The organism is uncultured Pseudophaeobacter sp. (assembly GCA_905479575.1).
Taxonomy (GTDB): Bacteria; Pseudomonadota; Alphaproteobacteria; order Rhodobacterales; family Rhodobacteraceae; genus Pseudophaeobacter.
Genome location: CAJQNB010000041.1, coordinates 57,170 through 79,438, shown reverse-complemented (window position 1 = coordinate 79,438; position 22,269 = coordinate 57,170). Strand labels below are relative to the sequence as shown.

General features: G+C 57.5%; 22 protein-coding genes, 1 tRNA gene and 3 pseudogenes. 8 read left to right on the top strand and 18 right to left on the bottom strand.

Going from position 1 to position 22,269, the window contains the following annotated elements:
* Positions 1–43: 43 nt before the first annotated feature.
* Both QZ268_RS12475 and QZ268_RS12470 read right to left on the bottom strand, forming a co-directional pair.
* Entirely contained in the window at positions 44–235 is a 192-nt protein-coding gene (locus tag QZ268_RS12475; protein ID WP_295453020.1) for a hypothetical protein, read from the bottom strand.
* A gap of 87 nt (positions 236–322) precedes the next feature.
* Complete coding sequence (locus tag QZ268_RS12470) at positions 323–721, bottom strand: rhodanese-like domain-containing protein (RefSeq protein WP_295453018.1); 399 nt, start codon at positions 719–721, stop codon at positions 323–325.
* A gap of 279 nt (positions 722–1,000) precedes the next feature.
* On the opposite strand from QZ268_RS12470, the pseudogene QZ268_RS12465 reads away from it, so the two are divergent.
* Together QZ268_RS12465 and QZ268_RS12460 are read left to right on the top strand one after the other, a co-directional pair.
* Positions 1,001–1,453: pseudogene (locus QZ268_RS12465) on the top strand (transposase); the annotation flags it as partial.
* Positions 1,454–1,457: 4 nt separating this feature from the next.
* Positions 1,458–1,943 (top strand): annotated as a pseudogene (locus QZ268_RS12460) (transposase); the annotation flags it as partial.
* Between the two features lie 142 nt (positions 1,944–2,085).
* Here the strand turns inward: QZ268_RS12460 and fabG are convergent.
* The 10 genes from fabG to QZ268_RS12410 form a co-directional block, all read right to left on the bottom strand.
* Complete coding sequence (gene fabG / locus QZ268_RS12455) at positions 2,086–2,802, bottom strand: 3-oxoacyl-ACP reductase FabG (protein ID WP_295453015.1); 717 nt, start codon at positions 2,800–2,802, stop codon at positions 2,086–2,088.
* Positions 2,799–3,224: a hypothetical protein gene (locus tag QZ268_RS12450; protein ID WP_295453013.1), complete on the bottom strand. Its 426-nt coding sequence runs from the start codon at positions 3,222–3,224 to the stop codon at positions 2,799–2,801. Before QZ268_RS12450 ends, fabG begins: the two co-directional genes overlap by 4 nt.
* Positions 3,221–4,012 carry a beta-ketoacyl synthase chain length factor gene (locus tag QZ268_RS12445; protein WP_295453010.1) on the bottom strand — a complete coding sequence of 264 codons (792 nt, stop codon included), beginning with the start codon at positions 4,010–4,012 and terminating at the stop codon, positions 3,221–3,223. Before QZ268_RS12445 ends, QZ268_RS12450 begins: the two co-directional genes overlap by 4 nt.
* Positions 4,009–5,199, bottom strand: coding sequence for a beta-ketoacyl-ACP synthase (locus tag QZ268_RS12440; RefSeq protein WP_295453007.1), 1,191 nt, complete (start codon positions 5,197–5,199; stop codon positions 4,009–4,011). Before QZ268_RS12440 ends, QZ268_RS12445 begins: the two co-directional genes overlap by 4 nt.
* Positions 5,196–7,391: an MMPL family transporter gene (locus QZ268_RS12435; RefSeq protein ID WP_295453004.1), complete on the bottom strand. Its 2,196-nt coding sequence runs from the start codon at positions 7,389–7,391 to the stop codon at positions 5,196–5,198. Before QZ268_RS12435 ends, QZ268_RS12440 begins: the two co-directional genes overlap by 4 nt.
* Positions 7,388–7,816, bottom strand: a complete 429-nt coding sequence (locus QZ268_RS12430; protein WP_295453002.1) for a hypothetical protein — start codon at positions 7,814–7,816, stop codon at positions 7,388–7,390. The genes QZ268_RS12435 and QZ268_RS12430 overlap by 4 nt, the downstream gene beginning before the upstream one ends.
* Positions 7,817–7,892: 76 nt before the next feature.
* Positions 7,893–8,822: a hypothetical protein gene (locus QZ268_RS12425; protein WP_295452999.1), complete on the bottom strand. Its 930-nt coding sequence runs from the start codon at positions 8,820–8,822 to the stop codon at positions 7,893–7,895.
* Between the two features lie 338 nt (positions 8,823–9,160).
* A complete protein-coding gene (locus tag QZ268_RS12420; protein WP_295452997.1) occupies positions 9,161–9,562 on the bottom strand; it encodes a hypothetical protein in 402 nt (133 codons plus the stop codon).
* A complete protein-coding gene (locus tag QZ268_RS12415; protein ID WP_295452994.1) occupies positions 9,559–10,317 on the bottom strand; it encodes a glycosyltransferase family 2 protein in 759 nt (252 codons plus the stop codon). The genes QZ268_RS12420 and QZ268_RS12415 overlap by 4 nt, the downstream gene beginning before the upstream one ends.
* Before the next feature lie 16 nt (positions 10,318–10,333).
* Complete coding sequence (locus QZ268_RS12410; RefSeq protein ID WP_295452992.1) at positions 10,334–11,068, bottom strand: class I SAM-dependent methyltransferase; 735 nt, start codon at positions 11,066–11,068, stop codon at positions 10,334–10,336.
* A 207-nt stretch (positions 11,069–11,275) separates the two neighbouring features.
* On the opposite strand from QZ268_RS12410, the gene QZ268_RS12405 reads away from it, so the two are divergent.
* Positions 11,276–12,052: a lysophospholipid acyltransferase family protein gene (locus tag QZ268_RS12405; RefSeq protein WP_295452989.1), complete on the top strand. Its 777-nt coding sequence runs from the start codon at positions 11,276–11,278 to the stop codon at positions 12,050–12,052.
* Between the two features lie 50 nt (positions 12,053–12,102).
* On the opposite strand, the gene QZ268_RS12400 is transcribed toward QZ268_RS12405, so the two are convergent.
* The 4 genes and pseudogenes from QZ268_RS12400 to QZ268_RS12385 all read right to left on the bottom strand — a co-directional run.
* Positions 12,103–13,449 carry an AMP-binding protein gene (locus QZ268_RS12400; RefSeq protein WP_295452985.1) on the bottom strand — a complete coding sequence of 449 codons (1,347 nt, stop codon included), beginning with the start codon at positions 13,447–13,449 and terminating at the stop codon, positions 12,103–12,105.
* Between the two features lie 2 nt (positions 13,450–13,451).
* Positions 13,452–14,090, bottom strand: coding sequence for a hypothetical protein (locus QZ268_RS12395; RefSeq protein ID WP_295452982.1), 639 nt, complete (start codon positions 14,088–14,090; stop codon positions 13,452–13,454).
* Positions 14,087–14,380 carry a phosphopantetheine-binding protein gene (locus tag QZ268_RS12390; RefSeq protein ID WP_295452980.1) on the bottom strand — a complete coding sequence of 98 codons (294 nt, stop codon included), beginning with the start codon at positions 14,378–14,380 and terminating at the stop codon, positions 14,087–14,089. Before QZ268_RS12390 ends, QZ268_RS12395 begins: the two co-directional genes overlap by 4 nt.
* Before the next feature lie 222 nt (positions 14,381–14,602).
* Positions 14,603–15,052, bottom strand: a pseudogene (locus tag QZ268_RS12385) (transposase); the annotation flags it as partial.
* Here QZ268_RS12385 and QZ268_RS12380 point away from each other — a divergent pair.
* Together QZ268_RS12380 and QZ268_RS12375 are read left to right on the top strand one after the other, a co-directional pair.
* A complete protein-coding gene (locus QZ268_RS12380; protein ID WP_295453075.1) occupies positions 14,988–15,314 on the top strand; it encodes a hypothetical protein in 327 nt (108 codons plus the stop codon). The pseudogene QZ268_RS12385 and the gene QZ268_RS12380 overlap by 65 nt on opposite strands.
* Positions 15,311–15,736, top strand: coding sequence for a hypothetical protein (locus tag QZ268_RS12375; RefSeq protein WP_295452978.1), 426 nt, complete (start codon positions 15,311–15,313; stop codon positions 15,734–15,736). Before QZ268_RS12380 ends, QZ268_RS12375 begins: the two co-directional genes overlap by 4 nt.
* A 426-nt stretch (positions 15,737–16,162) precedes the next feature.
* Here QZ268_RS12375 and QZ268_RS12370 read toward each other — a convergent pair.
* A tRNA-Leu gene (locus QZ268_RS12370) sits at positions 16,163–16,249 on the bottom strand.
* A gap of 264 nt (positions 16,250–16,513) precedes the next feature.
* On the opposite strand from QZ268_RS12370, the gene hemN reads away from it, so the two are divergent.
* Positions 16,514–17,869 (top strand): oxygen-independent coproporphyrinogen III oxidase, encoded by a 1,356-nt coding sequence (hemN, locus tag QZ268_RS12365; protein ID WP_295452976.1) that lies wholly within the window; start codon positions 16,514–16,516, stop codon positions 17,867–17,869.
* Between the two features lie 92 nt (positions 17,870–17,961).
* Here hemN and proS read toward each other — a convergent pair whose 3' ends face one another.
* Complete coding sequence (gene proS / locus QZ268_RS12360) at positions 17,962–19,317, bottom strand: proline--tRNA ligase (RefSeq protein WP_295452974.1); 1,356 nt, start codon at positions 19,315–19,317, stop codon at positions 17,962–17,964.
* A gap of 274 nt (positions 19,318–19,591) precedes the next feature.
* Here proS and QZ268_RS12355 point away from each other — a divergent pair, with 274 nt between their 5' ends.
* Entirely contained in the window at positions 19,592–20,956 is a 1,365-nt protein-coding gene (locus tag QZ268_RS12355) for an FAD-dependent oxidoreductase (protein ID WP_295452972.1), read from the top strand.
* A 229-nt stretch (positions 20,957–21,185) separates the two neighbouring features.
* Positions 21,186–22,268 (top strand): AI-2E family transporter, encoded by a 1,083-nt coding sequence (locus tag QZ268_RS12350; RefSeq protein ID WP_295452971.1) that lies wholly within the window; start codon positions 21,186–21,188, stop codon positions 22,266–22,268.
* Position 22,269: the final 1 nt, after the last annotated feature.

Genomic DNA, 22,269 nt, shown 5'->3' with positions numbered 1-22,269 from the left:
GGGCCACCTTTTGCCAGATTGGTGGATCAGTCCCGTGAAACAGTTAGTGGGCTCCGTTCTGATAGAGCTGGCGCGCCACCAGCCAGGCCACCGGCAGGCCCAGAACCGCGCCGCCAACAGCCGCAAGCAAGATCGCATTTACCGACACGAATCCAGCCACCAGAACGGCGATAACACCGACGCCAGCCAGGCTACTGCCGATCAGGGAATAAAGAATGGATGCAAGGCGTAACATACAGGCCTCCTCGACTATTGGGTTTCGAATGTGAATCATGTCTTACCCAAATCTGCGCACCCGTTCTTTGATCCGGATCAGTTCACCTCAAAGCCCCATGCCGCGATCGACAGGTTCTTCTACCGGCGCCCCAGCCTCTTTCCACTCAGCAAAGCCACCTAGGTTGTAGACCTCGTCGTACCCCATGTCTTTCAGCAGCTTGCCCGCAAGGGCCGCACGGCCACCACTAGCGCAATGCAGTACCACAGGGCGATCCGCACGCAGGGCCACATCATAAAAGGGGCTGGCAGGATCGGCGCGAAACTCCAACATCCCACGCGGAATATGATGCGATCCAGTCGCGCGCCCCTGCGCTTCCAATTCAGGGGCGTCGCGCACATCGAGCAACAAAGCCCCTCGCGCGATCAACTCCTGCGCCTGGGCCACCGGAATGCGCGCCACTGCCGCATTTGCGTCAGCCATCATCTCTTGCAAGGAAATTGCCATTTATCTCTCCTGGAGCTCATAGGCATCACCGGATGCCTGCCGCTTTGATCCAAGATGGCGCTGTTCGAAAGCTGAGAAAACCCCTGTTCAACGGGATGTGACTATTTGGCCAAAGGCCAATCATACAGGCCAACACCGCGATGTATTGCCCAGTCATCGCCATTGCTGGCGGCAAAACCGTCACGCGGCTTTGTTGATGGCATGGATGCCCCCTCCCGACGGCATCATAATGTGCCAAGGTGATGTTTTCTGAAGACATCACAGAAGGAGAGAGCAACCATGTCCGAAGTTACCATTGTCGGGATTGATCTTGCAAAGCGCGTTTTCCATTTGCACGGCGCGCGCGACGATGGATCTGTCATGTTCCGCAAGCAGCTTTCACGGGCTCAGCTGCTCGCGTTCATTGCCTAACATCCGAGGTGCATTGTAGCCAAGGAAGCTTGCGCCATGGCACACGGGTGGGGGCGCGATTTTGCCGCCTGGCTCGGGCTCGTGCCAAAACAACACTCGACGGGCGGCAAGCCGCGGCTCGGGCAGACCCCGAAGATGGGGCAGCGCGACATCCGCAGGCTGCTGGTCTCGGGTGCGATGGCCGTTCTTCAGGCGGTCGAGCGGTTTGATACGCCGAACAACGGCTGGCTGAAATGCCTGCTGCCCCGCAAACCACGCATGGTCGTCGCGAGCGCGCTGGCCAACCAGATGGCGCGTGCCCTATGGGCGATGCTGACGAAACAAGTTGAAGCAGCGCGGATTACTGTCCATTTAGCTCGTCTCCGAGATGGTCTGGGTTCCGCCGCCGAATGGTAAGCGCGGGCGAACCCAGAGTTTCAGTGATGCGGCGATCCAGGCGGGCCTCAGCCTGAAGGTGCTGTTCGGAATGCCGCTTCGGCAGAGTGAGCCAGTGAAGGCGCCACTGGTTCGAGCCCACTGGCGAACGGGGGTCGTTCAGAGCCTGTTGCGTTTGCCGGGTCTGGATTGGTCTGCGCCGGATTTCAGCACATTGAGCCGAGGTCAAAAGACACTGAACGTGAACCTGCCTTATCGTGGTTCCAAGGGCCCACGAAACCTCCTTGTCGACAGCACGGGGATCAAGGCCGAAGGCAAAGGCGAGTGGAATGCTCGCAAGCATGGTGGTCCAAAACGTCAGCTCTGGCGCAAGATACACATAGGAATTGACAAAGAAACGCTGGAAGTGCGAGCCGTGGAGGTCACGACCAGCAGTACCTGTCACAGAACCCGCAGGATAACTCCCTCCGGGGAAAGGGGGAGTCTGTCCTTCAGTCGATTTGCGCAACAAAGCCGCTCAGATCTGTTGGCTGAACTTGAGGGTTGTATTAACGATACTGACCCCGCCAAAGCGGGACTTAGGAACAGCCGCCATCAATGCTGATCTGCTGGCCGGAAATGAACCCGGCCTTGTCGCTGGCCAGATAGCCGACGAGGGCGGCAACTTCCGCGACCGTGCCGGCGCGGCGTGCTGGCGTCATTTTGACCAATTCGTCGTAGTTGCTGAGGTTGGTGGTTTCGGCGGTGTCGATCAGCCCCGGGGCCACCACATTGGCGGTGATGCCACGCGAGCCGTATTCCTGGGTCAAGGATTTCATCAGGGGCAGGAACCCGCCCTTTGCGGCGGCGTAGTTGGTCTGGCCGCGATTGCCGCGCACAGCCGTGAGGGAAGACAGCGCAATAATGCGCCCCCATCTGCTGCGCAGCATTGGCATGATCAGGGGCCGCACCGCAGAGTAAAAGCTTGTCAGATTGAGGTCGATGACATTTTTCCAGTCGTCAAACGCCATCGCGGCAAAGGGTTTGTCGATTTGCCCACCGACGCAATGCACCACCACCTGTATCGGCCCTTCTGTGGCAAGCGCCTCCAGCTGATTGGCGGCCTCGGGGGCCAGAATGTCCAGCTGCAGAGCCTCGGCGCTGCCGCCATTTGCCGTGATGTTGTTCACGCAGGTCTGCGCCTGATCCAGATTTTTGTTCGCATGAACAAAGACATGCATCCCCATTGCCGCCAACTCACTGCTCACGGCCTGCCCAATCGGGCTGGATCCGCCTACCACCAAGGCCCGCTTCATTCTGCTTCTCCCTGCATCTTGAGGGTTGCGCGACCCTCGATGTATCTTTGCTCCTGAGAGCTGATTTCAAAATCATAAAGGGCACCGTTGCCGTCAAAATGCAGCTGACGGGCCGTGATATGCAGATTGTCAGAGCAATCAATCACTGTGGAGGTCAGGAGGTTGACGTTCTGCAGACCAATCAACAGGCCAGTATGGTTGCCTTTCAAATCCCCAATCGAGGCATGGGCCGCTGCTGCTTGTGCCCCAAGCTCAACAAGATTGGCGGCGTATAGGATACCGTTTAACCGCAGTGGGTAATCTACCTCACCGTGAGCCACGCCCAGGCAGTGGATTACCGTGTCGTCGACCGAAATAATCCGTTCAATCAGCCGCATTGCCCCCTTGTGGGGCATGCGTTCCAATACGTCGTCAAAGGTCACAGCAGGGTCACCTCTAGGTTTAAATTCATCCCACCGTTGAGCCCAAGAGTAACATCGCCTGCGTCTCTTTCGACTAGTTTTTCAAATAGGGGCAGGATGGAAAACACCGGGTTCAGGGTTGCAAGCGCTGCTTGGGCATATCTGGTCCGGGGGCGTGTTTCAGCCCGTTGTGCCAGCGAGAAGGCGATGCTGGCAAAGGACTGTGGGCTTTGTCGGCTGGACAGGGCCAGACCGGCACCAGCGGGGCAGGTTAGGAAATGTGATGTATCAAGCGGTGCAGGCAGCGGCGCATCAAACAGCACCACCCCAACGGGGCGCTGTTCAAGCTGCACCTGCAACAGGGCCTTTAGCAGGCTGGATCCTGCGGTATGATCGGCGCCACAGATGCTGGTGGCGGCTGTCTTGATGCTCTGTGCAATGGTCCACTGGCCCGAGGCCGCATTATGCACCGAGTTCTGGAACCGGGTGGGTCGGATTGCCATGGTCGGGCCGCGCAGCGCTTCCAGGATCAGCTGTAGGGTCTCGCCTTCTCCATAGGCGGAGCCAAAGACCCAGGCTGCATCCTGTGCCAGTGCCGGGGCAATGTTTTCCGCCGCCTGTATCGCCAGAAGCGTTTGCGGGCTATAGCGCCGACGGGCGCGTGCAGGGATGCTATCGGGGCTGGGTTTCCAGCCTTCGGGGAAGGTGGTAAAATTGGCGGTCGCAAGTGATTTCGCCAGGGGCTCGGTATGCTCTTTTGAGGGCGCGATCAGCGAAACGGCATCTACAAAGATCTGTGTCTGGGTCATCGGCTTAGCACCAATGCGCAGTTGGAGCCGCCAAAGCCAAACGAGTTGCTGACAACATGTTTCAAAGGTGCGTTGCGGCATTGTGCGGCGACGTTTGGCAGGGCCTTGGGATCCAGTTTTTCGAGGCCGGGGTTGCCGGGAATGATGCCGTGTTCCAGCGCGTAGAGACATAACACCGCCTCGGCGGCACCAGCGGCGCCCAGGGTATGGCCAATGGCGCCTTTCAGAGAGGAGGCGGGGACCTGCGCGCCGATCGCAGAGCTGACGGCCTGAGCTTCGGCCGCGTCATTCACAATCGTGGCGGTGCCATGCAGATTGACGTAGTCGATATCCCCCGCTGTAAGGTCGGCACGTTGAAGCGCCTGACGGATTGCTGTGGCGGCCCCGGCCCCGTCTTCGGGAGGGGTGGACATATTGGTTCCATCCGAGCTTTCGCCAAAACCGCTCATCCGGATGCCGTTTTTACTGTCACGTTCGACGATCAAAAAGGCTGCGGCCTCGCCGATGGACAGGCCATCACGGTTGCTGTCACAGGGTTTACAGGGGCTGCGTGAGATCAGTTCCAGGGATTCAAACCCATTTAGCGAAGTCAGGCAGAGACTGTCGACACCGCCAACCAGCACCGCATCACAAAGACCGGCCTCGATGAGTTGATAGGCGTCAACCAGCGCCTTTGCCGAGGAGGAGCAGGCGGTTGAAATCGAATAGCTTGGACCCTGGAAATCCAGATAGTCCTGCAGAAAAGCCGCAACAGCCTGTTGGCTGTCATGATGGCGCATCGAATAGCTTTTGGGCATTGGAGCGTCGTCATCCCGCGCGCGATAAACACGTTCCAGCATCTCAACGCCTGCAGTGGAGGTGCCTATGACGATGCCACAGCGTAGCGCGCCCCATTTTTCCCGCGTTGCCAGTGCTGCCTGATCAAAGCCATCGCTTCCCAGTGCGGCCAGGGCCAGGCGGTTGGCCCGATTGTCATAGGCGCTCAGCTCTACCGGAAAGCGGAGGTCGGCCAGGTCATCAACTTCACCGAGAAAACAACTGAAGGGCAGGTCCAGATGATGGTCTGCGCGCAACCCGGAGGTGCCATTACGCAGCGCCGTCACATGGGCGGCACGTCCGCGACCCAGGCAGGACACAAGCGCGCTATGGGAAATGCCGATATTATTGGCACCTGGTAAATTCGTCATAGGTCTTCATTTCGTTTTGTCTGTGCAAGAGTCAGAAACAGCATCAACATCAATCCCATAGTCACTGTTGTACCTATCTGATGAAGGATCTGAACTTCAGAAAGAGAAAGAACAAGGAAGGCGATCAGGGTGGATCCCGCGCATACAAAGACTGATCTGGCAGAGGTCTTGCTGTCTTTGTCTCCCTTCATGCCGGTCAGGATGAGATCATAATCCACGCCAATTCCCACAACAAGAGCCATAGCGACGATGTGAAAGATGCTGAACGCACCGTAAACCGCGATGATGATGCAGGCGCTGCCGCCCAGAACCGCGCAGCAAGTGCGGAAAATGCGCAGGGCTTCACTCCGGCTGCCCAGTCCAACAGCCAGCACCCCCATACCGCAGAGCAATCCAGCAAGAAGCCAGGAGGCAATGCGACTGCGCAGATCTGTCATGGTTTGGCGAATGGGGGCCAGTAGGTCGACCAGCTCAGCGCCTGGGGTGGTGAGGGTCAGATCCAACTGAGAGCTGCCCTGTGGCAAGACCAGTTCAACCCTTTCCTTCCAGCGCCCCTCTGAGACCGACAGCCGCCTGGCCAAGCCCTGCAATTCCGGGAACCTGCTCAGGTCTTCCGGCTGCAGGCCTGGGGCCAGGAGGGCGCGTTCAAACGCAAGGGTCTGTTGCTCGGCAAAGGCAACGGCCATGCCTGCCTGCTCCAGTGCCAGTTCTGCCTCGGCTTGGAAGTCGGAAACTGAGCTGTGAAGGGCGCGCGAGGGGGAGAGCCATTGAGAGAGCATCTGATACGAGTGCAAATCCCCGTCTTCGATGGCCTGATCCAATTTTGCTGCCAGTTGCACCTCGTTTTCAAGCAGCGCGCTGAGCGTTTCGCCCTCTACGTCGATGGCATAAGTGCTGGAGGGCAGGACCAGTTTTTGGTTCAATTCCGCCAGCTCTGTGCGGATGTGCTCTGGCGGTTCAAAGAGAGTGATGGGGGGTGGTTGATTAAACAGTACCACTGTGACGAGCCCAGCCCCAATGAGCGTGGCCTCGATCCAGGCCTTGGCAGGCAGGTAAAAGCCAAAGGCGCTGAGCGCGATGCCGCGTATTTCCGCCCTTTTGGGCACGGGCATCACGACGGAGGCAATGGCGGCGACGGACAGCCCGACCAGGATAAAGACCCCGGCTTGAACCAATGCGGGAACCTGTGTGCCAACCATGGCCAAAAACGAAAGCCCGGTGGTGGCAGCGCCCAGCAGGATCAGCCTATTGGCATTGCTGCGGCGACTGCCATGATGGGCCATGACATGGATCGGATAGTCCAGTGCCAGCCCCAAAAGAACGCCACCAAAGGCCAGGGCCAGAATATGCACCGAGCCAAATGCCAGATTGACCACGCCAATGGCTGCGGCCACTCCCAGGGCGAGGGGGAGAAAGGTATGCACCACCAAGGCCACCGAGCGCAGTGACCAGATCAGCCAAATCACCAAAAGCAGGCTGGCGATAGTTGAGGCGCGCGCCGAGGCTGTGGAGTTGAACTGGGTGGTCTCTGCGGCGATCACCCGGACCCCTAGCAGATGCGCCGTCATCCCCTTATGAGCGGCAAGGTCACGCAGTGCCGATGACCAATCCTGTAGCGCCTGGGCGTCAAAGGGGAACTGTACCAAGCGGATATGCAGAATTGCTGCGGAGTTATCGTTGGATTGCCAAACGCCGTTTACAACCGGGAAGGCGTCTCCGGGGCTCTCAAACCGCTTTATGATGCGCCAATAGCTTCCTGTTGGATCCCGCAGAAAACGGTCCCCAAACACGATGCTCGCCGCATCGGAAAAATAGTCTTTTGCCTCTACGAGCCGCCGAACCATGCTCTGGCTCTCCAGATCCGACTGTGCTGGCGGGGCCAGCTTGAGCCGGTTTTCCCAGACCCAGCTGTCAAATTCTTCCGAGGGGGCCGGCGTGGTGACAAGAACCTCATCGACCAAAGGGTCTTGCCTCAGGTGGTGTGCAATTTCTTTTGCTGCTCTGTTGCGCTGGGAGACCTGCTGGTGGCTGAGCGCGACAAGCACATCCAGCCCGGTACCATCGGTGAGAGAGGGGAGCCCGGCATTGTCCCCGACGGTCAGGGCCTCGGTGTCAGAGCTGATCGTGACCCAGGGCGCCAAGAGCAACACCAGTCCGATCAGACCCAGAACAGCCAAGATAATCCGCGTCATTGCGACACAAACCTGATTTGACGGTTTTGATTGCCTGCCATTTCAAGGTCGATGGCCTGCAAGGTCTCGCCACAGCCGGAAAAGACAATGCTGCCGCCGCCATTTTGGCGCAGCGAAATGCGGGCGGTCCAGCCCGTTGATGTGGATGTAATCTTATGGGGCAGCGGCGGCAGTTCAGAAATGCCCTGATTGAACACTGCCGCTTGCAGGATAGTAAAAAACGCATGCATGCGTTTGGGAATTGCGCGGGTGATCTCTGTTCCGTCACGCTGGATGGTGATGGTCTTGGCGCCGATTGTCATATCTTCTGCTTTGGGCGTGATTTGCCGCCGCACCAGGGATTTATCGCGGGTCAGGACAAAGACACCGCCATTTTGGACTGCAGTGCCAAAGGCCGGATGTACAATGGTTTCCACGTAGGCCACTGAGCCGTCCACAGAAATGGGCTCAGCCCTCAAGGCGAGCTCCAGCGTTGCAGGGGCCGGCTGCGAGCAGCTTGGCTCAGCGGCGCCAGATATCGAAGAAGTTGAACCAGTTATAAGGATCGACGCGACACCAGCCTTCAAGAGCCTTTGCATAGTCCTGCGCCATATGTGCAGCGGCTTCAGCGCGCTCGGGTCGTGGCACAGGCGCCCCATCATAGAACTGTGTGAATTCAGCGGCATAGTGGTCTCTGGATTCCCATCTGGCGAAACTAAGGATAATTGGAACCCTGGCTGCCATTGCAGTCAGGTAGGGGGATAGGGGCACTTCTATATCATCGCCCAGAAATGAGACATCCTGTTTTGCACGTACAGTCGCATCGGGCAGCCGATCCCCCAGAATGGCCACAAACTCGCCGCGGCTCAGGGCATCAGAAACCTGGATCATGGCCATGGGGCCATTTTCCAAAGCGATGATCTTTTCGCTGACGTCCGGGTTGATGCCTTCCAAAATGCCGGTGCTTTTGCTGGCGTGTTGCGTGAACATCATATAGCGAACCGACAGGCCTGGAAGCTCTCGATCCAACGCTCTGAGGGCTTCAAAACTACCGTAATGCGCGCCTAGCAACACGGCCCCTTTGCCCTGGTTTACCAGGTCTTGAATAGGCTCCGCACCGCGCGTCGACACGGTAAACTGCTCAACCCCGCGCCCCAACAACCGCACCCGGTCAAAGAAGGCATGGCTGAAGGTCCTGGCGTGCCGCATGCGTTCCAACAGCGTTGGCGCGCGGCCCAGAATGCGGGTGAGAAAGGCGATCGAGGCTCGGGTGCTCAACCGTCGTTTGTCGATCGCAAAGACCAGTGCAATACCCCAGAGCAGGGGCACGTATATCAGGCTTGGGGGTCTGCTTGCCAGTAGCCGCATGAATTTCAACTGCCACAAAGACCCAGATTCCCTGGCTTTGGTCCAGCCAGTCGCCTGGTCCACCCCGGTTTCTTGCTCAGCCATTGGTCGGCCGCAGTTCTACCCGCGCATTTGCCAGGGTTTCTGTCCCTGAGATCCACGCAAGTTTCGCAAGGGTACCCCCTGCCCCTATTTCCAAGGTGATTTCATACGGCTGATCTGGGATGAGTTGGCGCAGAAACTTCATGCGTTGAACGCATTTCATCTCATATCCGATGTCGCGTAAGGCCTGTTCGGCCAGACCCAACAGAACCGCCCCGGGAACAATTGGGTTCCCGGGGAAATGGCCGTCCAGGCACCTGGACTTGGGATCAACGCCCTCTGATCTGATCAGCTGCACAGCCAAGCCTCCGAGCAGATGTGCCGGATTGGATAGTTGGGGGTTACTTCAGGCAAAAGATCACATCGTTGGTCAGGTTTTCGATCCAGCTGTTGTAGCGTTTGTGGATGGTGTTCTTTTCGGCGTCGAATTTCATGTTCTTCGAGTCTCTGTAAGAGATCTTGAAGGCCTGGCTGCTGTATTCAACGTCAACTTCAACATAATGTTTGCCGCGCACCGTCAGTTGGCCGATCAATTTGCCTTGTGCGACACGGCTGAACTTCCAGCCACGTGCCGAGCTGCAGGTTTTAAGGGCATTCTCCACACCACGGATCGTGGTGTTCTTTGATGTCACTTCGCTGAGCTGAACATAGGACGTCCGGACTTTCTGCAAAGCCGCCGCGGTTGTCGCTGTCAGCGGTTGCAGGGCCAGGGCGCCCAGGAAGGCATAGGTCAAAAGTTTCATTTCGTCTCTCCTCGATTATGTTTCTGGTCAATAAGTCCCAAGGCCTTCAAAAAGCCCATTGGGCGCAGGCCTCTAAGAAGTAGAAATTCGGTGACAAGCCCAAACAGCCGCATGAAGTCACGCAGGGGGTCAAAGTGGCTTGGGCGCAGGACAAAGCCCTCATAGCGGGCTTTCAGGGGCACGTATTCAAAGGGAATTCCCTTCTCCGCAGCATAGAGCAGTGCGGCGGTTTCAAATTTGAACCCCCCAATATGGCGCCTGGGAATGTCCAGCCGCTTCAATGCGGTCGCGGGGTAGAGCCGCATGCCACATTGGGCGTCCTTGATCCGGCGGCCGCAGGCCCAGCCAATAAAGAAGTTGCCAAATTTGATGCCTTTGCGGCGGGACCCGGGCATGTTTGCCATATCGGCAGAGCGATCCCCCATGACAATGGCCAGGGGATTATCCTGATGCTGCGCCAGAAACTTGGGGATATCCGCAGGGTCGTGCTGCATATCAGCATCCAGCACGATCACTGCCGTTGCACCTTTGTCCAGTGCCGACTGGAAGCCTTCGACCAGGCGATCCCCCTTGCCCAGGTTGGTTTCGTGACGCAGCACAGTAGCGCCGGTGCTGGATAAGGAGCCCGCCGTGCCATCCGTTGATCCATCATCGACCACAATGACCTTGTCCACCAAAGGGATGGTTTCCTCGACCACCTGCCGAACGGTCAGGATCTCGTTGTGTGCCGGGATCAGAGCAAAAGGACTGGCCATGAGGGATCAGCGTCCGCTATCGGCGCGCGACATATTCGGAAAAACAGCCCAGCAACGAGTTGTGCTCGACCGTTGTGAACCCGGCTTTGCGCAGGCTGTCCAATACGTTTTCTATTGGTACCATCTGATCCATGGATTCCCAGTAATAGCGCATCAGACGAAACACATTACGGTCTCTGGTCAGGATCATCGCCACTGTAGGCAGGATATGCTTGAAGTAGAGACGGAACAGGGCCTTGGGAATGGCTTTTTCTGGTACTGTCACATCCATGATCAGCACCTTGCCGCCGTCTTTCAGAACGCGGTGATACTCAGTGAAACTGTCATCTAGGCTGTCCACATGACGCAGGGCAAACCCCATGGTCAGAAAGTCGAAGCTTTGGTTTTCAACGGGTAGTTTTTCCGCTGTGGACTGGTGAAAAGTCACCGGAACACGTTTCTTGGCCTCTGCGATCATGCCGGCCGAGGGTTCAACGCATTCAATCTGTTTGGGGTCATCCAGAATGGTCATCAGCGCCCGTGCCACCTGACCGGTGCCGGTGGCAACATCAAGCACCCGCATCTCGGAGGTCACACCATTGCGGCGCAGGGCCTCGCGGCGATACCAGTCGCCAGAGCCGAACCAGCCCCATTTTGCGATGGCCTCATAGTTTTTAGCAGTGTCGTCAAACACCTGACGCAGGAAGGCCTGCTTTTCTGCGTGTGACTCGTAATACTCACCAACTACGATTGGTTTGTTGCCGTCGGACATTGATAAGACCTTGTCGCCTAGATATTCGGCCAAAACTCTCGAATCAGATCCTTGGCTCTTCAGCGCAACTTATACCAGTAGAGAAATCAAGCCTGCCAGCCCTGCAAGGTGCTAAACCTACACGGCGCAGTGGTTTTAAAAGGTGTTTGTAGCGTTACATTCGACGTGTATAGACGGTTTTGCCCTCGTACCAAGCTGATGGAAGTCATGAATACCTTTGCCCGCGAAGAAAACGTTCAGTCAAAACGGCTTTTGCCATATTTAGCTGCCTGGCTGAGAACCCGTGTCTATGAAGCCTTCGTTTTCCTGGTCAGTATTACAGCAGGCGCCTGCATCATTTTTTACCTGCATTGGCGGCCAACGCCGGTGTTGGTGCGCCGATTGCTTCGGTTTTGGTCCTGTGGGTATATTTATGGTGCCAAATACATCCTTGGGGTGACTTACAAGATCGAAGGTCGGGAACACATTCCCGCTGGGCCTGTGATCTATATGGGCAATCACCTTACCGCCTGGGAATCTGTGATGATGACGGTGCTGGTGCCCCATGTGAACATGGTGACCAAGCGCGCTGCTATGTCTATTCCGGTGTTCGGTTGGGGTTTGAAACATGCGCCAATGACCCCCATTGATCCCGAGACCCCAGGCAAAAACATCCGCCGCCTGTTGAAAGAGGGCAAGACCTCGATCCGCGAAGGTAGGAGTATGGTCATTTTTCCAGAAGGGTCCCGCGTTCCCATCGGAGAAACCCGCCCCTACGCGCGTGGGTTTGAGATCCTGTACAAACACTGCGGTGTGCCGGTTGTGCCTTTTGTGACGGATTCAGGTCTTCATTGGCCATCGGGCTACGCGACAAAACCACCCGCAGTGATTACGTTGCGGTTTCTGCCGCCCATCGAAGCAGGCAAAAACCCAAATGAATTTGCAGCAGAGCTGGAAGAAAGCGTTCGCACGGAGGCGGCAAAACTGATGGCTCCGCAGGTATAAGCCTGCGAGCCAAAATTCGCGGACCCGAGCCAAAGCGCACAGACAGCGGGCTAGCTCTGCAATCCGGCTTTTTTCAACAGTTCTAGCGTTGTTGCGCGGGTGATCTTTCCGGTAGCAGAGCGGGGAATTTCGGGTAAAAATAACAGCTTTTTAGGAACAAAGGCCGCGTCGAGATGGCGCAAGAGGTGGCGGCGCACCAGGCTGCGTATCTCTGTTTCTGACAGGGAACTGTCCAGAGGCGGCACCACTGCTATGGCCAGGGCATCGGACTCGCTGCGCTTGGCGTGCAGGAAAACCCCATCGGATATTTCGGAAACCTCCGAAAGGATCGCATTCAAGGCCGCAAGCCTGTTCCGCTTTCCCCGCACGCTCACCATGTCGCCGGCGCGGCCAAGCAAGGTAAAGCGCCCATCGGGATGTTGCTCGATCTCGTCTTCCAGCGCGATAGGTTCTGGCAGATGCGGTGCAAATGCCAGGCAGGTTGCCTGCGCCTTTTTCAGCTCAAACCCAGCCGAGAGGCTCCAAGCCTGTTCATGTGCGGTTTGTCGCAGCGCCATGGAGCCGGTCTCGGTGCTGCCATATATCTCCATGACCTTCAGGTTTTCTCTGCGGGCCAGTTTCTGAGCCAGCGCCTGAGGGAAGGGTGCTGTGGCGGAGAGCACGCAGATGATTTCCGGTGCGGCCAAAATGGCAGCCTCAAGAAACCGCAGATGTGCAGGGCTGGTGATCAGTACAAGTTTGGAAATTCCGCAGGCGCGCGCCGCCTCAACCGCCGCTTCCAGGTCGGCGGGATAAAAAATGGTGTCCCGATAGGTCGCGTGGCCAAAACCAAGCGTGGCAAAGATTGTGGCTTCCAGCCCGTACATATGACCATGCGGCGTGGTGCCCAGCAGCCCGACCTCTGATGGGGACGCATCCAGATCCTGAATGATCTGATCGGTTATCGCCGCACCGCCGCGTAGCATCTTCCAGGTTTTGACGTTACATTTTGGCTGCTTGGTCGAGCCTGAGCTATAGACGCGAATTTCTGTGGAACTGTCTTGCAGCAGTGTTGCAAAATCCCGAACCTCTACCTCTCCGGGCTGCGCAGCTTCAAACGACAGGCGGGGTGCAAGCGCGTCATGATCTGCGTTGGTGCTCAGAATAACTGGGGCGGGCGCATCGGAAATCGCGGAGCGGATCGCCTCTGGTGCCAGCGACGGCGGCAGGACAATCGTTTGTTTGTTCAACAACCCGGCGACAATGCCGAGGGAGAATTGGTAGCGATCCTGAAACAGGTTGCAGATCGATCCCGCCCCCTGCACCTGACCGCGCAGGGCAGCAATATCGGTGACAAATTGCTTTTGATCAATAGTGCCATCTTTTGAAAAGAACAGGTTTCTGTCTGCTGCATACATGTTCAGATGTCCAATTTCTTCCAGGTATCACGCTGCATTATCAATGATATAGAGCGCTGCCAGGTTTCCGGCCGTTTAAACCGGAGGCGGGCAATTTCATGAGATATGACAAACCACAGCACCTGAGCAACCAGAAGCGTGACCAATATCACGCTAGCAAGGGGGCGCAGGGGTTCACTCCCAAGGGCCAGTAGGCCCAAACCAGCGCAAAACAGACCGACGCCCAGCCAGACCCCGCATTGCCGCCTTAGGTAGGCCGTGAACTCTGCAGATGGGTTTGGTCCTAGATGAGCGGCGGTGACGAACTGGAGCAAAACGCTGGGCTGCCCGCGCAGTAGATTGTGGCCAAAGACATAGGCCATGCTCAGGTTGATTGCGATGACGGCGAGATAGGGCACAAATTGCAGCTCTGGCTTCCAGAACGCCAGGAGTACCCCCAAGGCCCCCCCGATCCTCAGCAGGATTAGTCTGGCCCATTGAAGGCCGCAGACATCACGCAAGAACAGCGAAAAGACATGCAGGGTGAACAGAATGAATACAGCATTCAGCAGAGGCGAAGCAAACAGCCAGCAGGAGACAAGCAAGGCACCCGTGACGGCCGCCCTCAGATGAGGAGGCCAGCCTGCTGGATTTAGGCTCACGTCTTGCGGTTTTCCGCGATGTGACTGGAAAGAGCACGCACGCAAGAGAAGATCTCTTCGTTACGCTCATCATCGGAGCGCAGTTTGAAGCCATAGGTCTCGCTGATGGCAAAGGCGATTTCCAGGGCGTCGATGGAGTCAAGCCCAAGCCCCTCACCGAACAGAGGAGCATCAAAATCGATTTCCGCAGCAGTCACGTCATCCAGAACCAATGCCTTCACAATCAATTCAGCGACTTCAATCTGTAGCTTTTCAAAATCGCCCTGATCTGCAAGTTGGGTTACTGACATGTCTGCTCCATTTTTTGGCACTGCCCCGAAGCAGATTTCGCTACGGCCTGTTTAGTGGCAATTTATTATCTGCCGGGAACTGTCCCGTCTAGCCAGAAATGGGGCGAGTTTATTCGCTATCATGCACAATCACCAGACGAGTAACCTGGAGGCTTAGTGAAGTGGCCCGGCTTTGTTACGCAAATCGTCTGAAGGACAGAATCCCCCTTTCCCCGGACGGAGTTATCCTGCGGGCTCTGTGACAGGTTTGCCAAGAGCGGTGTAGTGGTTCAAGACGGCGATCCGGAATTGGATCTCAGCGATCTATCGCTCGAAGTCTCGGGCCATCAAGGATTGGTCCAATTGCTTCACACAGTGCATCTTGGTCTCGACGCGGCTCCTGCGGTGATATCCGCTGCATCGCTTCCAAATGGTTCGTCGAGGTAGCGCGAGGCATCCACTGCATCGTTCCGAGCGATGGCTCCGGCCGGGGTGGGTTGCCGCGGTTTGGCGTTCTTGCGTGGTGGTAGGACAGCATGGGCACCACGAGCGGCACTCGCGTCATGGCATTTCTTTGTCAATTCCTATGTGTATCTTGCGCCAGAGCCGACGTTTTGGACCACCCTGCTTGCGAGCATTCCACTCGCCTTCGCCTTCGGCCTTGAGCCGGGAGCTTGCGCCGTCGCGTAGGACTGCAGGTCTGCTCAAGCAGCTGCGGGAAATCCTTTTTCTCGAACACGTCGACGATCCTGGTCGGATTGAATCAGGGGTCTTCGCGGCCATTGACCCCGCCGATCCGGTCGTCGAGGATATCTGCCTGCTGGCGGAGGGTCTGGCCCAAGCATTGCGCAACTCTCCGACCGTCTCGGGACTTCTTGGCTGTTCGATTGATGTCAATGGCACACAAGGTCCTCATTACAGCGTCGAAGCCCAAAAAATGGGAGACCTGAAATGAGCGCAGAACTTTCCCACCGAGAGTTTCTGTTGGCGTTAACTGCGGATGCAGTGATGCAAGCGCGCATCGTGCGTGACCAGCTCCATGAAGTCATCATCCCGTCACTGCCTCCGCATAGGTGCGTGCTTGCCGAGGCAGTGAAACGCCACCTGCATGCGGATGCACTGCTCACTGAGCCACTTTTGCGCGACCTGGAGATCTTGATCGATTTCATGCGGGTAGAAATCGAAAAAGGTATTCAGACAACGTGGATCGCCGATGAGCACAAAGTGCATGGCGGCCATCATGAGCGCCATTTCGATACGCGCGCACATTCTCTGGCGGTCGCTGTCGGGAATCCGGTCGGCCTGTACGAAGCCGCCACCGAAGTCATCGACTATGCGAAAGCGGAGCGTCTGATTGACGATCTTCTTCAAGAATGAGCCAAGACGGCGCCTATCATCGGCGCCGTCATCTTGAGGGCAGAGATGCCCAGGGACTGGTTTAGACAACCAATCTCATGCGTGCCGACACCCATACCTTCTGCTGCTCAAGCGTCGGCACGCCTTTTGACAGAAATCGGCGGTGATACCGCGGAGAACGCAATTCTGGGCCAACCCGGATAGCGGGGCGGTGCAGTTGTCGAGGATGGCCTGGGTTTGTCAGACGGTTGTCGAGAGGCGCATTTCGTAGCCAGTGTATGCGGAGGATTTTCCTGTCGCTTTGGTCTCCGCCCTCGCAGCTTCAGCGAGTAGATTCTGGTCGGGATGCGGACCCCATAAGGTGGAGCAGTTTGTGGGGCAATTTGAGAACTCAAAATGGCAAACCCCTTAAAAAACATATCTTGTTGATTTTTAGGGGAGTGATCTTGGTGCCCAGGAGAGGACTCGAACCTCCACATCGTTGCCAATACTAGCACCTGAAGCTAGCGCGTCTACCAATTCCGCCACCTGGGCAGGTGTCGTGTTGGGGCCGTATAAGGCGATGCGCGGCGGGCGTCAAACGGAAAAGCGAAGCTAGGGCCATAAAAAATCACGACACCGTGCAATAGCAGGCAGGATCCGGGGAGGTTTTCATAGTCAGGTTTCTTTTCAACAGCTTATCCCGCCAGCCAGAGGGAGGTCAGAGGGCGGGTAAAGAGGGAAGTAAGAGGACCAAATTTTCTTCCCTATTTGATCCTGCGCAAAGCGAGATCACGGATTAAGGGACAAATGGGAGTCATGAAACAGATTGATCGCCTTGCTGCGCTTGGGCTTTTTGACAGCCGCGTGCCCCGCTATACTTCCTATCCCACCGCGCCGGTGTTTAGCCCCAATATCGGGCTGATGTCGCAACAGCGACAGCTGGCAGCCCTGGACCCAAAGGTTCCGGTCTCGGTCTATATCCACATCCCCTTTTGCGAACGCCTTTGCTGGTTCTGCGCCTGCCGCACCCAGGGCACCCAATCGCTGAGCCCGGTTGAGAGCTATATAGGCACGCTGGAGGCCGAGCTGGCCTTGCTGGCAGACACCCTGCCAAAGGGCCTGCGCATGGGGCGGCTGCATTGGGGCGGTGGCACACCCACCATTCTGCCCCCTGCTTTGATCCACAGGCTGGCGCGCGCCGTCAAAGACGTGTTTGCGCAGACACCGGACTGGGAGTTCTCGGTGGAAATCGACCCAACCCTGGTGGACCGGGACAAAATCGCCGCCCTTGCCGCCGAGGGCATGAACCGGGCCAGTATTGGCATCCAGGATTTTGATCCCCTGGTGCAAGAGGCCATTGGCCGCCAGCAGCCCTATGAGGCAACCCTGGCCTGTGTCGAAGATCTGCGCGCTGCCGGGATTACCTCGCTGAATGCCGATCTGGTCTACGGTCTGCCGCATCAAACCCCGGCTCGCATGGCGGATACGCTGGACAAGGTGCTGAGCCTCAAGCCCGACCGCATCGCCCTGTTTGGATATGCCCATGTGCCTTGGGTTGCCAAGCGCCAAAAGCTGATTGATGAGACGGTTCTGCCGGATGATCAGGCGCGCTTTGCCCTGGCGGGACAATCGGCAACCGCCTTTGCCGAAGCCGGGTTCCAAGCCATTGGTATCGACCACTTTGCCCTGCCGGACGACGGCCTGGCCAAGGCGGCGCGCAGCGGTCATCTGCGACGCAATTTTCAGGGCTATACAGAAGACATCTGCCCCGCCCTCATTGGTATTGGTGCCTCGTCCATCTCGCGGCTTCCAGGTGGCTATGTGCAGAATGCCGCGGCCACTCCGGCCTATATCAAACATATCGAAGCCGGGCACCTGGCTGGCGCACGAGGCCACGAGATGACGCAGGAAGACCTGATGCGCGCCCGCGCCATTGAAATGATCATGTGTGATTTTGCCTTGGATCGAGAGGCTCTCACGCAGCAATTTGGCACGTTGACCGCCGGGCTGGACGCGGATCTGGACCAGGTGGTTGGCCGCTTTGGCGATCTGGTCAGCCTGACGGATGCAAAGCTGGAAATCACCGAAGATGGACGCCCGATGACCCGGATTATTGCCAGCCTGTTTGATGCCCACATGCCAGCGGATGCCAAATTCAGCCGCGCCTCATAACGCGGAACATACCGTAAATTCAAAAAAGGGGAGGCGCGCCATCTGGCCCGCCTCCCCTAGACGCCATGTAAGTCTTGCCGCCCAATCTGGGATCAGAAACCCCGGGTGGCCCCGTGCTTGGCATAGATTGCGGCGATCTTTTTCACCGCATCTTCCGGGCTCAGCTCTTCGCTTTCGCCGCTGCGACGCGAGGTCAGTTCAACCACACCGTTTTTCAGACCACGGGGGCCAACAGTGATGCGCCAGGGCAGGCCAATCAGATCCATGGTGGCAAATTTGCCGCCGGCGCGTTCTTTACGGTCATCATAAAGCGGCTCCAGCCCCAGTGCGGTCAGCGCCGCATACAGCTGGTTACAGGCAGCGTCTGCCTCGTCATCGCCCTGCTTGAGGTTGACGATACCACAGTGGAACGGCGTCACGCCTTCGGGCCAGATGATGCCCTTGTCGTCATGGCTGGCTTCGATGATGGCGCCCAACAGACGCGACACACCAATGCCATGCGAGCCCATGTGAACCGGGGTGGGTTTGCCGTCTGGCCCCTGCACGGTTGCGCCCATGGCCTCGGAATATTTGGTGCCAAAATAGAAGATCTGGCCAACCTCGATACCGCGCGCCACCCGGCGGCGCTCTTCTGGCACCTCGTTGAACAGCGCCGCATCGTGGGTCTCATCGGTGCGGGCATATTTTGAGGTGAACTCCTCCAGCACGCTCTGACACTGCTCGACACTGTCATAGTCGATTTCACGATCCCCAAAACTCAGATCGGTGACGGCGCTATCATAAAAGACCTCGCTTTCACCGGTTTCCGCCAGCACCAGGAACTCATGGGTATAATCGCCACCAATTGGCCCGCCGTCAGCGCGCATCGGAATGGCTTGCAGGCCCATGCGTTCATAGGTGCGCAGGTAGCTGACCAGGTGACGGTTATAGGCGTGCAGCGCGTCCTCCTGGGTGAGGTCGAAATTATACCCGTCTTTCATGTAGAATTCGCGCCCCCGCATCACGCCAAAGCGCGGACGGATCTCATCGCGGAATTTCCACTGGATATGATAGAGGGTCAGCGGCAGATCCTTGTAGGAACTGACGTTGGCACGGAAAATATCGGTGATCAGCTCTTCATTGGTGGGACCATACAGCATATCGCGGCCATGGCGGTCGCTGATGCGCAGCATTTCGGCCCCATAGTCATCATAGCGACCGGACTCTTGCCACAGATCCGCCGATTGGATGGTGGGCATCAGCATCGGAATGTGGCCGGCGCGCTGCTGCTCTTCGTGCACGATGCCTTCAAGCTTTTTCAGCACTTTGAAGCCAAGCGGCAACCAGGAATAGATGCCAGCAGAGGATTGCTTGATCATTCCGGCGCGCAGCATGTAGCGGTGGCTGACAATTTGGGCCTCGGAGGGGGTCTCTTTCAGAACAGGCAGGAAATAGCGGGACAGGCGCATGATGGCTCCAGAGCTGATGTGGTTCGTGTTTTCGCGATCCCGCCCGGTGTAGTGGCTGCGACGAAGGCGAGCAAGAGCAGAGGCACGAAAGCACGGACCGCCTGGCAAGCCGTCGGCCCGACCCAAGTGATTTTTACCGGCCTGTCAGCGCGATGTTGTCACTTTTCCATCCGAGCAGCGCAAAAATAACTTGAACGACCATACAAGAATATATCTGTTAGCGGAAACCTCACGACCAGCCCGGAGCTGCTTCGCTGTCTTTAAGGAGAAAGACTTGACCAAAACCATTCTTGAACCAGCCCGTGAGATACCGGTGATCCATGAAACCGAGGTACTGGTGGTGGGCTCTGGCCCCGGCGGGCTGGCCGCAGCATTGGCTGCGGCACGGGCTGGTGTTGCCGTGACTCTGCTGGACCGGTTTGGCTGTTTTGGTGGCAATATCACCACCGTCGGCGTGGAGGGCTTTGCCTGGTATCGTCACGAGCAAACGGTTGAGGCCGGGGGGATAGGCTGGGAATTCGAAGACCGTGCCAAATCCATGGGCGCCGCCGTACCCGAAAGCCAATCCCTGTCCTATGAGCTGGACAGCGAGGGCTTCAAACTGGTGGCAGATAAGCTGGTAGAAGAGGCCGGAATCCACCCCATGCTGCACCGGGTCTTTGTGGCCCCGATCCGGGAAAGCAGCCGTGTCACCGGCGTCATTGTCGAAAGCAAGGCAGGCCGCGAAGCGGTGCTGGCCAAACGGGTGATCGACGCCACTGGGGATGCGGACATTGCCCATATGATGGGGGCGCCTACAGTGAAAACCCCGGTGGAGGAAATGCAGGCGGCCAGCGTCATGTTCCACATCGCAGGTGTCGACAAGCAAAAATTCATCGAGGGCGTCAAGGCCGACCCGCAGACCTATGCTGACTGGTCCACTGGCGAATGGCAGGTCGAAACCTCCGGGAAAGAAGACGAGATGTATTCGCCCTTTTTGGCCAAACCCTTTGGACAAGCGATCCGCGACGGGGTGATCCCCGCGCATCTCAACACCATTGGCGGCACCTGGGGCGCGGTGCATGACAGTGGCGAGATGACCTATATGAACCTGGTGCATCTGGCAGGCATCGACGGCACCGACCCCGACAGCATGACCATTGGCGAAATCGAAGGCCGCAAACAGGCCATGTTGGCGATAAAAGCGCTGAATGCCTACACGCCGGGCTGCGAAGCGGCGCGGTTGCGCAATTTTGGCATGACCATCGGCATTCGCGACACCCGCAAGATCGACGCCCACCACAATATTACCGAGGATGAGACCCGCAACCAGGGCCGCTTTGACGATAGCATCGGGATTTATCCGGAATTCATTGATGGCTATGGCGTGTTGATCCTGCCCACCACCGGACGCTACATGCAGATCCCCTATCGCGCCATGTTGCCAAAGGGAGTCGAAGGTCTGCTGGTGACCGGTCGCGCCATTGGTGGCGACAGAATCGCCCATGCCGCCACCCGCAACATGGCCTGTTGTGCCGTCGCGGGCCAAGGCGCAGGCATTGCTGCGGCCCTGTCCGTCAAGTCAGACTGCGCGCTGGAGGCTGTGGACATCACCGCTTTGCAGGCGGAACTGAAACGCCAAGGCGTCAGGATCGAGTGACCTGCCCCATCCCGGCGCTGTTCTCGCCTTGGGCAGGACCACACCACCCCGGCAACACAGCCTGGGTGGGATTCGCAGGGACCGGAGCACGCGCCAAAGTAGGACTTTCGGCGCAAAAAAACAGCTCAGATTAACCCCAGAGCCGCGCGCTCCTCTTGCAAGGGGCGCGGCCTTGGGCGATGACTGAGCAAAGATCCTACGGATCAGTCCGCAAAAAGGCAGCGCAGTCATGGCCCTTCCGGCAAAAAAACAGTTCAAATACTGGGGCATTGCCGCCCTGATTTTTTCCATTGTGATGTGGTCGCTGGGCGACGTTTTACTGCCATTTGTGCTGGGCGCGGCCATTGCCTATCTGATCGACCCTGTTGCTGATCGACTGGAAACCATGGGGCTCAGTCGGTCGACGTCCACGGCTGTGATTGTCGTGTTCTTGATGCTGATCTTTTTGCTGGCTTTGCTTGTCTTGCTGCCGACGCTGATCAATCAGCTGATTGATCTGACCGAGACCCTGCCCAAGGCCTTTCGGGATCTGCGAGCCTTTGCGCAGACTCATTTCCCTTCTGTCTTTACCGAAGGCAGCCGGGCGCAACAAACCATTGCCTCGATTGTTGGCACCTTGCAGGGCAAAGGGATTGAACTGGTTGAGGGCATCGCCGGATCCGCAGTTTCGCTTCTGAATGTATTGGTATTGTTTATCATTGTTCCAGTGGTTGCCGTCTATTTGCTGCTCGACTGGGACCGTATGATAGCCCGTGTGGACGAACTGCTGCCGCGTGATCACGCCCCAATCATCCGCCGCCTGATGTCGCAGATCGACGCGGTTCTGGCCTCCTTCATTCGCGGCATGGGCACCGTCTGCCTGATTCTGGGCAGCTACTACGCTGTCACCTTGATGCTTGTCGGCCTCAACTTTGGCCTGGCGGTTGGCTTTATTGCCGGAATGGTCACCTTCATTCCCTACCTCGGAGCGCTGATTGGCGGCGCGTTGGCCATTGGCCTGGCCCTGTTCCAGTTCTGGGGCGACTGGTGGTCGATTGGCATCGTCGGCGCCATCTTTGCTTTTGGACAGGTGATCGAAGGCAACTATCTTACCCCTAAACTGGTGGGCAACTCCGTCGGATTACACCCGGTCTGGCTGTTGCTGGCGCTGTCGGTTTTTGGCGCCCTTTTTGGATTCGTTGGTATGCTGGTCGCCGTGCCCCTGGCCGCCGCGCTCGGGGTGGTTGCGCGTTTCCTGGTAGAACAGTATCTCGACAGCCGATTGTACCGGGGCTTGGAACACCCGGCCTTGCAGCAAAAAGACGAGACCTGAA

Coding starts and splice junctions, on each gene's coding strand:
- QZ268_RS12475 (WP_295453020.1), bottom strand. CDS start 235: ATGTTACGCCTTGCATCCATTCTTTATTCCCTGATCGGCAGTAGCCTG.
- QZ268_RS12470 (WP_295453018.1), bottom strand. CDS start 721: ATGGCAATTTCCTTGCAAGAGATGATGGCTGACGCAAATGCGGCAGTG.
- fabG (WP_295453015.1), bottom strand. CDS start 2,802: ATGAAGCGGGCCTTGGTGGTAGGCGGATCCAGCCCGATTGGGCAGGCC.
- QZ268_RS12445 (WP_295453010.1), bottom strand. CDS start 4,012: ATGACCCAGACACAGATCTTTGTAGATGCCGTTTCGCTGATCGCGCCC.
- QZ268_RS12440 (WP_295453007.1), bottom strand. CDS start 5,199: ATGACGAATTTACCAGGTGCCAATAATATCGGCATTTCCCATAGCGCG.
- QZ268_RS12435 (WP_295453004.1), bottom strand. CDS start 7,391: ATGACGCGGATTATCTTGGCTGTTCTGGGTCTGATCGGACTGGTGTTG.
- QZ268_RS12425 (WP_295452999.1), bottom strand. CDS start 8,822: ATGGCTGAGCAAGAAACCGGGGTGGACCAGGCGACTGGCTGGACCAAA.
- QZ268_RS12420 (WP_295452997.1), bottom strand. CDS start 9,562: ATGAAACTTTTGACCTATGCCTTCCTGGGCGCCCTGGCCCTGCAACCG.
- QZ268_RS12415 (WP_295452994.1), bottom strand. CDS start 10,317: ATGGCCAGTCCTTTTGCTCTGATCCCGGCACACAACGAGATCCTGACC.
- QZ268_RS12410 (WP_295452992.1), bottom strand. CDS start 11,068: ATGTCCGACGGCAACAAACCAATCGTAGTTGGTGAGTATTACGAGTCA.
- QZ268_RS12405 (WP_295452989.1), top strand. CDS start 11,276: ATGAATACCTTTGCCCGCGAAGAAAACGTTCAGTCAAAACGGCTTTTG.
- QZ268_RS12400 (WP_295452985.1), bottom strand. CDS start 13,449: ATGTATGCAGCAGACAGAAACCTGTTCTTTTCAAAAGATGGCACTATT.
- QZ268_RS12390 (WP_295452980.1), bottom strand. CDS start 14,380: ATGTCAGTAACCCAACTTGCAGATCAGGGCGATTTTGAAAAGCTACAG.
- QZ268_RS12375 (WP_295452978.1), top strand. CDS start 15,311: ATGAGCGCAGAACTTTCCCACCGAGAGTTTCTGTTGGCGTTAACTGCG.
- hemN (WP_295452976.1), top strand. CDS start 16,514: ATGAAACAGATTGATCGCCTTGCTGCGCTTGGGCTTTTTGACAGCCGC.
- proS (WP_295452974.1), bottom strand. CDS start 19,317: ATGCGCCTGTCCCGCTATTTCCTGCCTGTTCTGAAAGAGACCCCCTCC.
- QZ268_RS12350 (WP_295452971.1), top strand. CDS start 21,186: ATGGCCCTTCCGGCAAAAAAACAGTTCAAATACTGGGGCATTGCCGCC.